This is a genomic window from Brevibacillus dissolubilis (assembly GCF_006170445.1).
Taxonomy (GTDB): domain Bacteria; phylum Bacillota; class Bacilli; order Brevibacillales; family Brevibacillaceae; genus Brevibacillus_B; species Brevibacillus_B dissolubilis.
This window is the reverse complement of record NZ_VCNA01000001.1, coordinates 194842-207996: the sequence shown is the minus strand read 5'-3', so window position 1 is coordinate 207996 and position 13155 is coordinate 194842. Positions and strand designations below refer to the sequence as shown.

The following is a 13155-nucleotide window of genomic DNA, read 5'->3' as shown; positions in this document are numbered from 1 at the left end:
TGCCAAAAGAATCCGTATTAGCGGTGCAGCATGATTACATGGTCTGCTCGGATAACGCGCCGAAATATTCTACAACGACCTCACGGAATTCCAGAGCAGCGCGAGATATGTACCGACTCTTGTGCCATAATAAAGCGATTTCCCGTACTAACTCGTGATTCTCTACTAGGAGATATTTGATATGTTCCCGTGAATCTCTTGCCGTGCTTGGTATGAAGGCTATGCCGATTTCGGCTTCCACAAGAGTGATCAGCCTTGCTGGTTCATCCCCTTCATACACATACTGCGGTACAAATCCAGCTGCTGTGCACACAGAGTCCACTAAATCGCGGGTACCGTATCCTCTCTTTACACCGACAAACCATTCATCCTTGAGTTCTGTCAAGGATACGCTGCTTCGGTCTGCCAGTCGATGCCCCTTTGGCACCGCGACAAGGATCGGATCGATGAACACGATTTGACATTCAATGTCATCGCCTTCGATCGGAGGGGAGGACAGGCAGAAATCGACCTCTCCTCTATGAAGAAGCGTAACCATTTCCTGCGTGGTCAGCATTTGCACATGAATTTGGATCGTAGGCATCTTTTTCCGAAACTCTCGAAGGATACCGGGCAATGTGCTCGCAGTGGTCACCGCCAATTCGAGTGTGCTATGTTCTCGGTTGGACAGATCCCGAATCTCCTGCTTCCCCTGTTCCAATTCAAACAAAGCCCTCTCCGCACGGCGAAGGAAACTACTACCGAACTCATTCAACCGCAGTTTCCTCCCTGTTCGGTCGAATAAAGGGACTCCCAGATCCTCCTCCAGACGTTGAATCGTTTTGCTCAGCGACGATTGAGTCACGTGCAGACTTCGAGCAGCTTCGGTCATATGTTCCAATCGGGCTACCGCGAGAAAATATTGCAATTGAAGAAGTTCCATTCCCAACCACCCACTCATTCCTTCCAGTCAATGAAATCATAACATGAAATGCGTTGGAGTAAATACCTGATTCCAAGTACGATATCAGTAAAACACGTTGGGGGGAACTCAAAAATGAATGCCCGTAGCTGGTGGTTGATGATTTCGATTGGACTTGGGATCCTTCTGAACCCATTAAATTCGTCGATGGTTTCTGTTGCTGTTCCAAGGTTGCAGCATGTGTTTCAACTTGATTTCACAGAGGTTTCTTGGATTCTTTTTTCCTTCTACATCGCAAGTGCTATCGCTCAACCGATCATGGGGAAGGCCAGTGATTTGTTCGGTCGCAAGCGGATATTTCTTACCGGGCTTTTGGTAGCCTTCGTTGCCTCATTACTCGCTCCACTGTCACCTAACTTCGGGTGGCTCATCGTGTTCCGTATCGTGCAATCCATCGGAACAAGCATGATGGTTGCAGTCGGAATGGCACTGGTACGAATTCATATGACCGAGAAGCAAGGGACTGCGCTGTCTGTTTTGTCCATATTCCTATCCGGAGCAGCAGCTATTGGGCCTTTTATTGGCGGGGTCTTACTTCACTGGTGGGATTGGCACGCTATCTTTTTTGTTAATATTCCATTCGTGATAGCGAGCTTTCTGTTAGCTTGGAGGACGATTCCTAAGGATGAACCGCCTACATCTGTCGGAGGCAACATGTCCTTGCGTAAATGGATGATGATGGTGGATGCGTCAGGTATTCTGCTTTTCACAGTGGGTCTGGTTGCCCTGCTCGTTGGACTCCTGTCAGCAAAATCATCTGGGCATGTCTCCTTGTTCCATGTCATGGTCGGACTGATCGGCCTCGTGCTGCTTTTGGCTTTCATACGGCATGAGTTAAAAACGGCGTCCCCCTTTATCCCTCTGCGGATATTCGCCACATATCCTGCGATGACGTGGGTCAATGTCGAATTCATGCTCGTGAACGTTCTTTTTTACTCGCTCTTTTTCGGGCTTCCTTCTTACTTGCAACTAGTACGTCATGTCAACGAGTTCGATACGGGAATTCTTATGTTAAGCTTGGGCTTGGGCTCGCTCGTTGCTTCTCCATTGGCAGGACGATGGATCGATAAATCAGGACCTCGACCGGCATTGCTCGTGTCTGCCATATTAATGACATTGGGGTCAGTGTGGATCGTGACATTGGATCAGACTTCTCCGGTTATCAGTGTGTGTATGGCTTTAGTTGCATTCGGAATCAGTAACGGATTGAACAATGTCGGTATGCAAGCAGCCTTGTTCAAAAGCTCACCGAAAGACATAATCGGTGTCGCCTCTGGATTATTTAATACGTCCAGATACTTGGGAACCATTCTCTCCTCATTATTGATCGGCATCGTCATGGGAGGGAAGTTCAGCTTCGGGGGATTTCGCGTGCTTGGGATCATCCTCACGGTCATTGCTGTGTCCTTAGTATTCATGAGCTGGCGACGCCTGGAGTCAAAGAAATTGCAGAGTCAAAGCATGTATGAGGGTTAGATCAGCAGCTGGAACAAATCAGGCTCACGGTTCAGCTCCGTATAATGGATGTTATGGAGGTTCATTCGGTTGATGAGGGTTTGATAATCGTCTTGGTGCTTTAACTCAATCCCGACCAGAGCAGGACCGTTCTCCCGATTGTTTTTCTTGGTGTATTCAAAACGGGTGATATCGTCGTTTTCTCCGAGGACGTTGTTGATAAATTCACGGAGCGCTCCTGCCCGCTGTGGAAAGGTGATCAGGAAATAATGCTTGAGCCCTTCGTAGGCGAGTGATCTTTCCTTGATCTCCTGCATCCGGTCGATGTCGTTGTTGCCTCCGCTGACGACACAGACAATGTTTTTGCCTTTTATCTCATCCCGGCAGAGATCGAGCGCAGCAATCGAGAGAGCACCAGCCGGCTCTGCGACAATCGCCATTTCGTTGTACAGCTCGAGAATGGTCGTACACACTTTTCCTTCGGGGACGGTGATGATGTCATCCAAGAGACCTTGGCACATCTCATAGGTCAGTTTGCCCACCTGCTTCACCGCGGCGCCATCGACGAACTTGTCGATCTGATCGAGCATGACGACCTCTTGATTGGCGAACGATTCTTTCATCGACGCCGCTCCTGACGGTTCCACGCCGATTAGTCGGGTTTGCGGACTGGCGCCTCTGAGATAGGCCCCTACTCCGGAGGCAAGTCCGCCGCCACCCACACTCATAAACAGCATGTCGACGGGAACCTCCATCTCCTCGATGATCTCAAGACCGACCGTTCCTTGCCCCGCGATGATGCGATGGTCGTCAAACGGATGCACAAAGGTCATCCCCTCCTTCTGACACACATCAACTGCGGTCAGATAGGAGTCGTCAAAGGTGTCGCCAGTCAGAATCACCTCCACGTACTCCCCGCCAAACCGCTTCACCTGTGAAACCTTCTGACGGGGCGTGGTCGAAGGCATGAAGATTTTCCCGTGAATCCCCATAGCATGGCATGAAAAGGCCACTCCCTGTGCATGGTTCCCCGCACTGGCGCAGACCACACCTTTTGCCAATTGTTCAGCGGATAAAGTGCGGATAAAATGGTACGCTCCGCGAATTTTGAATGAGCGGACATTTTGCAAATCCTCCCGCTTCAGATAGACATTGCACCCGTAGCGCTCAGACAGGCGGGCGCTGTATTGTAAGGGGGTTTTTTCGATCACTCCTTGTAAAACATGGCTTGCTGATACGATATCCTCCATCGTTACGTGCTTCATTTGTACAGTCTCCATTTCTATTCCACTCCTAGTTTTGTTTTCTTTTTCTCTATGTGTTATGAGGCCAAGCTTTTGTCAGAGCCGTTGCGGACCTGGATTACATCCATTTGTTTTTCTAATTGTTTGATCAGGTTCTCTGCCATTCTGGAATCACATTGTACTGTGATGCTTACATCGGATACATCCGGTGCCGCTCCCCGGTTGATCGTCATACTGTCGATCAACAGACCACGACGGGAGTAGACTCCCATCACCCGCAAAAATGTAGCAGGATGATTGTTCACAGTCAGTAAAAATGTATGCTCCATCACTCTTCCCATCCCTTCAAGACTAATTCGCTGTTGGCTTTCCCCGGTGGTACCATCGGAAAGACATTTTCACTCTCTTCCACCATGAAGTCGACCACAACCGGACCCGGATGGGCGAGCGCTTCTTGCATCACCCTGCCCGCATCGGCCAAGGTCGCCGCCCGCAATCCTTTTACCCCAAACGCCTCCGCAACTTTGACAAAATCAGGGCCGGAAATCTGTGATTCGGACAGTCGGTTCTCGTAAAACATCTCTTGCCATTGGCGAACCATCCCTAAAAATCGGTTGTTGATGATGAACACCTTGATCGGAATGTTCCCCTCGGCAATCGTCTGCAGTTCTTGGAGGTTCATCTGAAACGACGCGTCTCCGGCCACGCATACCACGGTTGATTCGGGCTTACCGATTTGCGCCCCCATCGCCGCCGGGAAACCAAAACCCATCGTCCCCAGTCCACCTGAAGTGATGAACGTCCGGGGCTCTTTGGCACGGTAAAAATGGGCCGACCACATCTGATGCTGCCCCACCTCTGTCGTGACAATCGCGTTGCTGTCCGTCATCCGGGTGAGCAGGTCAATCACGAACTGAGGCTTCAATCCACGATCTTGCTCTTGTGTAAACGAAAGCGGATATTCTTGCGCCCACTCCCGCACTTGTTGGCGCCATTCCCCGCAATCCGGAGTGACAGGCGGTTGTACCACCAATTCCTGTAGGGCTTTTTTCACATCGCAGACCAGCGATACATCCACCGAGACGATTTTGCCGATCTCAGACGGGTCAATGTCGATATGAACCTTGGTTGATTGTGGTGAAAATCGTTCCAGCTTACCTGTGACCCGATCATCAAAACGCACACCAAACGCCAATAAAAGATCACAATGCGTCACAGCCATATTGGCGGCGTAGGTTCCGTGCATCCCCAACATCCCCAGAAAAAGCGGATGATCAGGCGGGAATGCGCCGAGTCCCATCAAAGTGGAACAGACGGGAATGCCGGTCGCTTGCGCGAATTGGCGCAATTCCTCCGACGCTTCCCCGCTCACAACCCCTCCACCGATGTATAGGAGCGGCCGTCGGGATTGCGCGATGAGGTGGCGGATCTGTTCTAGCTGTTCCGCATCTGGCTCTGGTACAGTCAGCTCGATATGCCTCTCAACGGGAACCGCCGCAGGATACGGGCATACAGTACTCGCAATATCTTTGGGGATATCGATGAGGACAGGCCCCGGTCGACCCGTGGAAGCGATATGATAAGCCTCCATCAGCAATCGGGGAAGCTCCTCGGCTGTACGCGCCTGAAAGCTGTATTTCGTCACAGGCGCGGTGATCCCGATCACATCCACCTCCTGAAAAGCGTCCGTCCCGATCAACGGCGAGGCGACCTGCCCCGTAATGACCACCAGCGGTACCGAATCCATATACGCATCGGCAATCCCCGTCACCAGATTCGTCGCCCCAGGGCCCGAGGTGGCCAAAACCGTTCCCGTCCGTCCCGTTGCTCTGGCATATCCCTCGGCGGCATGGATGGCGGCTTGTTCGTGTCTGGTCAGCACATGGCGCACACCACTCTGATAAAGCGCATCATAAATCGGCAAAATCGCTCCACCTGGGTAGCCGAATACGGTATCGACCCCCAATTGTTTCAGCGTATGAATCACCATGTCGGCCCCCCTCATGGTTACACGTTGCTCATCTGACTGTACTTGCATCTCCATCTCAATCCACCCCTCAACGGAAAAATGTATAGTGAAAACGAAAAAACTCCCACCTCACGCAACCGCTTGGCGACATTGTCCACACGCACAATGTTCACTCCATCGGTTGCTGAGGCGAGAGTTTCGCGGTACCACTCAGCTTCTCCACCCTTTTTGCAAAAGGCGGACTCGGGAAGTCGGTCGCTGATCTGTCATCAGCTGCTCCTACTTCGGTTCGGTAACGGGAACCACTTCGTTGTCCACTACTTGTACACGGGTGATGGCTTCACTGACCCACCGTGTCGTTCGCAGACAAAGCTCCGAGGTGATTTTCAGATCGGGGTGATGACCGTCCTTGCAGCACTGGGGACGGCTCTCTGACATCAGGGCCTAATCTTACTCTTCCTCTTCCACGCTTGGTATTCATCTTGCTCCAAAAAGAAAAACTCCCACCTCACACAACCGCTTGGCGACATTGTCTAATCCTCACAATGTACACTCCATCGGTTGCTGAGGCGAGAGTCTCGCGGTACCACTCAGCTTCTCCACCTTTTTTGCAAAAAGCGGACTTGGGAAGTCGGTCGCTGATCCGGCAAGCGTCATCAGCTGCTCCTACTTCGGTCCGGTAACGGGAACCACTTCGTTGTCCACTACTGATTCACGGGTGAAGGCTTCACTACCTACCGTGTCGTTCGCAGACAAAGCTCCGAGGTGATTTTCAGATCAGGGTGATGACCGTCCTTGCAGCACTGGGGACGGCTCTCTGACATCAGGGCCTGATCTTACTCTTCCTCTTCCACGCTTGGTATTCATCTTGCTCCAAAAGAAAAACTCCCACCTCACACAACCGCTTGGCGACATTGTCCACACGCACAATGTATACTCCATCGGTTGCTGAGGCGAGAGTCTCGCGGTACCACTCAGCTTCTCCGCCTATTTTGCAAAAGGCGGACTTGGGAAGTCGGTCGCTGATATATCAAACGTCATCAGCTGCTCCTACTTCGGTCCGGTAACGGGAACCACTTCGTTGTCCACTACTGATTCACGGGTGAAGGCTTCACAGACCCACCGTGCCGTTCGCAGACAAAGCTCCGAGGTGATTTTCGAATCAGGGTGATGACCGTCCTTGCAGCTCTGGGGACGGCTCTCTGGGCATCAGAGCCTTATTCTACTCGTCCTCTTCTACGCTCATTATCGTAACAGGATCATTTATTTCGTCAGGTGATTTTGTAACCTTAATTTTGAAATTGATTATATAGAGGGCGGTTGATGTTTGTCAAGCAAATGGTGAAACTTTTCCAACTCAGGGTTGAACGGAAATCGATCAAAGACTATTATTAGACGATGGGATGATGAAAAAGCGGAAGTACTTTCCACCCACAAAAGTCCGCTTTTCTTAGTAGATCAGGAGGTTCTTATCCATGTTGAAAATAGGCTCACACGTATCGTTCTCAGGCAAAGGATTGTTGAACGCGGCAGAAGAAGCTGTTACATACGGCTCCAGTACGTTCATGGTATATACGGGGGCACCCCAAAATACGCGACGAAAACCAATTGAGGATCAATTCGTTGATGAAGGCAAAGCGGTGATGGAAAAGCACGGGATTGATGAGATCGTCGTCCATGCACCCTATATTATTAATCTCGGTTCATATAAAGAAGACACGTTCGAGCTTGCCGTTCGCTTTTTGCAAGAAGAAATCCGCCGGACAGACTACCTTGGCGTGAAAAATATCGTGCTCCACCCTGGCGCATACACCGACAAGGATGCAGAATACGGCATTGCGCGAATCGCCGAAGGGCTTAACGAAGTGTTGAGCGCCGTCAAAGATACAGGTGTGAATATCGCACTGGAGACGATGGCTGGCAAAGGGACGGAAATCGGCCGCAGCTTCGAGGAAATCGCGGCAATCATGGACAAAGTCGAAGACAATCGCCGGCTGACAGTATGTATGGATACCTGCCATATTCACGATGCAGGCTATGATATCGTCCACGACTTTGACGGTGTTCTTGACCAATTCGACCGGGTCATCGGCTTGGATCGGCTGGCCGTCGTTCACCTAAACGACAGTAAGAACATCCGCGGTGCCAAAAAAGACCGCCATGCACCTGTAGGCGCCGGACTGATCGGCTTTGATGCGATGAAATATATCGCGCATCACGAGAAAATCCGCCATCTGCCACTCATTCTGGAGACGCCATGGATTGGGAAGGTTGACGGCAAGGAACGCCCGATGTATGAGGTAGAAATTGCTTTGTTGAACGGTAACGTCGAAAGTCGGCTCGGCAGCGATTTTCTTGATCATGTAGAGCGGCTGGAGTTCTTTTTCCGCAAGCAAGACATTGACAATCGCCTGTTTGTGGTCAGCACATGGGAGCTGCTTAAGAAAGACGCCAAAGCGAGGAAAGCGGACCCCCGCGAGCCGATGGAGCGCTTGTATGACATGATCGAGGAAGCGAGACTGTTCGAAGATCTCAGCGAAGAGCAGATCAATCACCGGTTGAGCGCCTGGTTGGCCGGCAAGCAAGTGTTTTCCGGTTGATTCATATCACACTGATTTGTAACAGCAACAAGCCCTTCACATCACCTGGAGAGCTTGTTGCTGTTTTTTCTTTAACCAATAAGAGCATTTCCTATCAATTACTTATATTTGCAGGTATAGTATCTAATTCAACTAAGTCAGAACCAATCACGCCATATCCTCTCTATCTTGCCATCCATTTCCTTCAAATTCGAATCAACCGAGAAGAGATTGTTTATAAAAAAAATTTTTCGATTGTACAATATCAAAAATACATTATAATTCAGTATAGAGGTGTTTATTTTTCTTTATGGAATGGACAGTGTTAAGCATGGCCATCCATCGAAGAAATGAAATCATACAGAAACTTATTCTATCTAAAGGGAGAAAATCTATGAAAAGCTTACTGAAAAAGCTAGGTCAATGGAGTCTGGTAAAACAAATCATACTAGGTTTGATTATTGGGATCATCCTGGCTGTAACGGTTCCCGAAGCAGCAACACCTGTAGTCGTTTTAGGTTCTTTATTTGTAGGCGCTTTAAAAGCAATCGCCCCTGTGTTGGTACTCTTCTTGGTTATGTCAGCCATCGCTCAGCACAAAAGTGGGCACCAAACGAATATGAAATCGATCATCTTCTTATACCTTTTAGGAACCTTTTTAGCTGGAGCAATCGCCGTTATTGTAAGCTTTATTTTCCCTGTAGGCTTAACACTTACAAAGGGAGCAGAAGGTGTGACGCCTCCTAGCGATGTAGTAGAGGTGCTCAAGTCCTTGCTGTTGAATGTGGTTGATAACCCGGTTAATGCCATTGCGAATGCGAACTATATCGGTATTCTGTCTTGGGCTGTCCTTCTCGGTTTGGCTTTACGAAATGCCGCTGATTCGACAAAAACGATGATTAGTAATATTTCAGATGCGGTTTCGACATTGGTCAGCTGGGTCATTAAGTGTGCACCACTCGGAATCATGGGTCTTGTATTTGATTCGATTACGGCAAATGGATTGGATGCGTTACTCGGTTATGCGAAATTACTTGCGGTATTGATTGGTTGTATGTTCTTCGTGGCTCTGGTTGTCAATCCACTCATTGTATATGCAGCGATCAGACAAAACCCTTACCCGCTTGTGATCAAGTGCATGAAGGAAAGCGGCATTACCGCATTCTTTACACGCAGCTCGGCTTCAAACATTCCAGTGAATATGAAATTATGTGAAAGTCTTGGTTTGAATAAGGATAGTTATTCCGTATCGATTCCATTAGGGGCTACGATCAATATGGCTGGTGCGGCTGTTACGATTTCTGTTTTGACCCTTGCAGCGGTTCATACACTTGGTATTCAAGTTGATATCCCTACTGCCATCCTCCTTAGCGTAGTATCTGCTATTTGTGCTTGCGGTGCTTCAGGCGTAGCTGGTGGATCATTATTACTGATTCCTCTGGCATGCAGCTTATTCGGTATTCCAAATGAAGTGGCCATGCAGGTAGTCGGAGTCGGCTTTATTATCGGTGTGTTGCAAGACTCCTTTGAAACAGCACTTAACTCCTCTTCCGACGTTCTTTTCACAGCAACAGCTGAATATAAAGAGTGGCGTAAAAAAGGAAAGAAAATAACTTTCTCTAAAGCGGCATAAGGAAGAAACCATCGCTTCAGAGTTTCAGAGCCTCAGAAGTCCTTGCGACAGATCTCCATAGCGGTCGCTAACTCAATAACTGGTGAAAAAGCCCGCCAAATCGCTTGGCGGGCTTTCACATATTTAGCAGGACGCAGCTTTGGAAGGTAAAATCCGGGGGCGTCCCCCTCTATCTCTGTACAGTGTGATTGCCAACGGTACGCCGTAACTCCCCTTAGGAGCTGTAGGAACTCCAATCGTCGTCATACTCTTCGTCGTCAACATCATCCCAATCGTCATCGCTCGTGGAACGAGATTTGCTTTTATAATAGGAGGACGATCTTTGCGAATAAGAAGTTCTACTTCCTCCTGACGAAAAATGGCGTGAGCCGCTTGTAGAGGAAGATGAAGAGCCGGCGGAGACGGATCGTCCCGAGCCTCCTGAAAAAAACAACGCCTTGCCGATACCACCACGCCATTCCGCCCGAAATCCGATGAGAAAGGCGGCGGGGTAAAAGAAATACCGAGAATAATAGTATACGGCATCAGCATCCAGAGAAAAGGCAAAGGATATCGTAAGACAAAATACGATGATCGCAATACTCCCAACAATTCCCATAAAGAACAAAGCGATGATCGTAACCCAAATGGTTTTGAAGAATAATTTTAGTATGTATAACATTTTTAGTATAAACACCTCCAATCTACAGACTAACATGCATAAGTCGTTTGAACTACTGGTTTTTTTCGAATAGCCTTCTATGCCTGAACGACCATTCGCAAAAGCTGCTATTTCGAACTAGCGACTCGAAGACCAGAACCGGCAAGCGACTGGAAATGTCTAACAACAGACAGACTCCTCTATTCTTGATTACGCATAGCATATGCAGTGAAGTACCTACATTACATTTGTGGAGGAGATCACGCATGTATCACCCCGCTTTTTACCATCATCCTTATGATACCTACCATTATGCAGCACCATATCATTTTCCTTATCCAACTCAAGTTCCGCCCTTTGTGCCTCGCCTGCCCCGTTTCCCCATTCACCGTTATTCCCCCTATGGTACATTTGAACAACAAATGATAAACAGTATCAATCAAGAAAGACAAAGAGCTGGGAGAAATCCTTTATTGATAGATGAACGGTTAACGAGAGTCGCCAGATCAAAGGCAACGGACATGGCTGCGACTGGACGTTGTGAACATTACAGCTCTACTTTTGGTGGAGACGAGGGTAAAATGTTACAGGACGCAGGTATTACGGCATCCAGATTTGGTTGGATCATTTATTGCGGGCAACCGGGTTCCATGTCCGAAGCAGTGAATTGGTGGATGAATGTCAGCACATGGGGCCATAGAGAGAATATTTTGAACCCCAGTTTTACTTACATGGGTGTTGGACTTTCCCAAACACGGGATGGAAGGTCTTATTGGTCAGTGATTTTCCGTAGCTAGAGACCCGCTAAAAAATAAAAGGTTTCATCCCCGAAGATTATCTTTCTGTCCACCAATGCGTCAAGGGGTGGGTTCGAAAAAGATGTTCCTATCGGGGGATGAAACCTTTTTTACATCTTACTGGTTATCTTAATCCATTGACAATTTCACAAGCAGAGCATCATACATTTCACTCGCATTGCTGTATGATCCTGCAAGCACATATCCTCCATCATTTGTGACGGCTACACTGCGACCATGCTCACCTGTACCGCCAAAATCCAGAGTCTGTGCCCATAGCATCGTTCCGCTTGTGTTCATTTTGCCCACCAGCATGTCCTCTGCTCCTACGTTTCCTGGAGTCGTCATGCCTGTAATAATCAGATTACCATCCGCTGCTACTTTTATGTCAGCGGCATCATCTGCCTTGGTATAATTGAAGGAACGAGTCCAGTTGGTAGTACCAGTTGTACTCACTTTCGCAGCGAACATGTCGATCGGGTTGGTAGTGGAATTGACAGAGATATTACCAACTGCATAGTATCCAGTGGATGTAGCTGTCACTCCACTGAAGTATGCGGTGCGGCCCAGCGTTGTAGAGAACACAGTTGCGCCAGTACCTGTCACTTTTGCGATATAGCCATAGCCTGCACTTGTGCTTGTTGATTCCTGGACCACTTGATGCCCGGCTGCTACATACCCGCCATCTGGTGTTACGCTGACTGCGTGAAAACCATCATCTTTACCGGTTTGTCCTAACGTTTTCGTCCATTGAACGTTTCCACTCGAATCTACTTTTAGCATGTATGAATCATAATTACCGTAGGCTTCCGACTTCTGTCCGACAACAATATACCCGCCATCTGGTCCAATTTCCATGGCCTCAGCTTGCTCGTAGAGGGTACCTCCATATGTTTTCGACCATTGGACTGCCCCAGTGGCATCCGTCTTGATAAGATAAAAATCATTAGTACCTGATGCATTGCTTGTCCCAGCAATTATGTAGCCACCATCGCTCGTCTGTCTTACTTCTGCTCCATCCTCGATCGATGTTCCTCCCAGTGCATACGCCCATTGGAGGTTAAGAGCGGCATCTGTTTTCACAAATAAGATATCTCTATTTCCTAAAGCTTTCGTTTCACCTACAAAAACATATCCTCCGTCGCTCGTCTGCTTAACAGACTTGGCTATATCACGATCCGAATAGTCAAAGACATTCGCATATTGTACCGTACTGGCATTTGCTACAACGCCAAGGTCTCCAGAGCCCTCTGACTGAAGCAGATCTTTTATCTTACTCTTTCCGTTGTGTAAAAGTGTACTCTTCATCTCAGAGGTCACATCATTTGTTTGAATCTCTTCGCCGGAGGCAGATACCATAGTAGGGAAAATCGAGAGCATCAGACTTGCTAGAGACAAAGCTTGAAAAGCCTTTTTCATGAAAACATCTCCCTTGGTTTTTTTTACCACAAGGCAATGATAGTATAATCAATTTATTTTTACAACATTAATCTAACAAATATTTATTATTTTCTACAAATTGTATATATTTGGATAATATCGTTGTATCCCAATACGCGACACAAATCCAACTCCTTTATACAACATCTGTCTCATTTGGAAACGTTTTATAATCTGAATTTTATTCAAGTAAAAATGGAAACCTTGGAGGATCGGTTTTAGGTTCATCTGCAGATTGTCCTTGAAAATAAACAAAGAAGCTACCAACATCGATGCCTTGGTAGCTTCTTTGCTTGTCATACAGTTGATTTAGACCTTTTTCAACCACGGGTCTTCCCCTACCCGTTTCGTTCCCGCTTCCTCTTTTTCTATGCCTGCTGAGTCATTGTTGTTAACCATAATTAAATTATGTCAAATCATTCTCGTATTCTTTTCGA

12 protein-coding genes and 1 other annotated feature are annotated in these 13155 nt (G+C 48.1%); of the genes, 4 read left to right on the top strand and 8 right to left on the bottom strand.

From position 1 onward, the window contains the following. Positions 1 to 34: 34 nt before the first annotated feature. Positions 35 to 922: a LysR family transcriptional regulator gene (locus tag FGI41_RS00430; protein WP_139487938.1), complete on the bottom strand. Its 888-nt coding sequence runs from the start codon at positions 920 to 922 to the stop codon at positions 35 to 37. A gap of 114 nt (positions 923 to 1036) precedes the next feature. Between FGI41_RS00430 and FGI41_RS00425 the strand changes: the two genes are divergently transcribed. Continuing rightward, positions 1037 to 2437 carry an MFS transporter gene (locus FGI41_RS00425; protein WP_139487937.1) on the top strand — a complete coding sequence of 467 codons (1401 nt, stop codon included), beginning with the start codon at positions 1037 to 1039 and terminating at the stop codon, positions 2435 to 2437. Here FGI41_RS00425 and ilvA read toward each other — a convergent pair. From ilvA to FGI41_RS24675, 4 genes are all read right to left on the bottom strand, one after another. Then, positions 2434 to 3681 carry a threonine ammonia-lyase IlvA gene (ilvA, locus tag FGI41_RS00420; protein WP_139488319.1) on the bottom strand — a complete coding sequence of 416 codons (1248 nt, stop codon included), beginning with the start codon at positions 3679 to 3681 and terminating at the stop codon, positions 2434 to 2436. The genes FGI41_RS00425 and ilvA overlap by 4 nt on opposite strands. A 56-nt stretch (positions 3682 to 3737) precedes the next feature. Continuing rightward, a complete protein-coding gene (gene ilvN / locus FGI41_RS00415) occupies positions 3738 to 3989 on the bottom strand; it encodes an acetolactate synthase small subunit (RefSeq protein ID WP_176560047.1) in 252 nt (83 codons plus the stop codon). Continuing rightward, positions 3989 to 5704 carry a biosynthetic-type acetolactate synthase large subunit gene (gene ilvB, locus FGI41_RS00410; protein WP_139487935.1) on the bottom strand — a complete coding sequence of 572 codons (1716 nt, stop codon included), beginning with the start codon at positions 5702 to 5704 and terminating at the stop codon, positions 3989 to 3991. Before ilvB ends, ilvN begins: the two co-directional genes overlap by 1 nt. Positions 5705 to 5908: 204 nt before the next feature. Next, positions 5909 to 6067: a hypothetical protein gene (locus FGI41_RS24675; RefSeq protein ID WP_176560046.1), complete on the bottom strand. Its 159-nt coding sequence runs from the start codon at positions 6065 to 6067 to the stop codon at positions 5909 to 5911. Between the two features lie 508 nt (positions 6068 to 6575). Beyond that, positions 6576 to 6877: a binding site (T-box leader), on the bottom strand. A gap of 227 nt (positions 6878 to 7104) precedes the next feature. On the opposite strand from FGI41_RS24675, the gene FGI41_RS00405 reads away from it, so the two are divergent. Continuing rightward, positions 7105 to 8229, top strand: a complete 1125-nt coding sequence (locus tag FGI41_RS00405; protein ID WP_139487934.1) for a deoxyribonuclease IV — start codon at positions 7105 to 7107, stop codon at positions 8227 to 8229. 373 nt (positions 8230 to 8602) lie between these two features. After that, the gene (sstT, locus tag FGI41_RS00400) at positions 8603 to 9841 is read left to right on the top strand and encodes a serine/threonine transporter SstT (RefSeq protein ID WP_139487933.1); all 1239 of its coding nucleotides are present in this window, start codon (positions 8603 to 8605) and stop codon (positions 9839 to 9841) included. Positions 9842 to 10055: 214 nt separating this feature from the next. Here sstT and FGI41_RS00395 read toward each other — a convergent pair whose 3' ends face one another. After that, entirely contained in the window at positions 10056 to 10502 is a 447-nt protein-coding gene (locus FGI41_RS00395; protein WP_139487932.1) for a hypothetical protein, read from the bottom strand. 245 nt (positions 10503 to 10747) lie between these two features. On the opposite strand from FGI41_RS00395, the gene FGI41_RS00390 reads away from it, so the two are divergent. Beyond that, positions 10748 to 11278, top strand: coding sequence for a CAP domain-containing protein (locus FGI41_RS00390; protein ID WP_176560045.1), 531 nt, complete (start codon positions 10748 to 10750; stop codon positions 11276 to 11278). Positions 11279 to 11407: 129 nt separating this feature from the next. Here FGI41_RS00390 and FGI41_RS00385 read toward each other — a convergent pair whose 3' ends face one another. Together FGI41_RS00385 and FGI41_RS24670 are read right to left on the bottom strand one after the other, a co-directional pair. Continuing rightward, the gene (locus tag FGI41_RS00385; protein WP_139487930.1) at positions 11408 to 12697 is read right to left on the bottom strand and encodes a TolB-like translocation protein; all 1290 of its coding nucleotides are present in this window, start codon (positions 12695 to 12697) and stop codon (positions 11408 to 11410) included. A gap of 202 nt (positions 12698 to 12899) precedes the next feature. Further along, positions 12900 to 13046 carry a hypothetical protein gene (locus FGI41_RS24670; RefSeq protein WP_176560044.1) on the bottom strand — a complete coding sequence of 49 codons (147 nt, stop codon included), beginning with the start codon at positions 13044 to 13046 and terminating at the stop codon, positions 12900 to 12902. Positions 13047 to 13155: the final 109 nt, after the last annotated feature.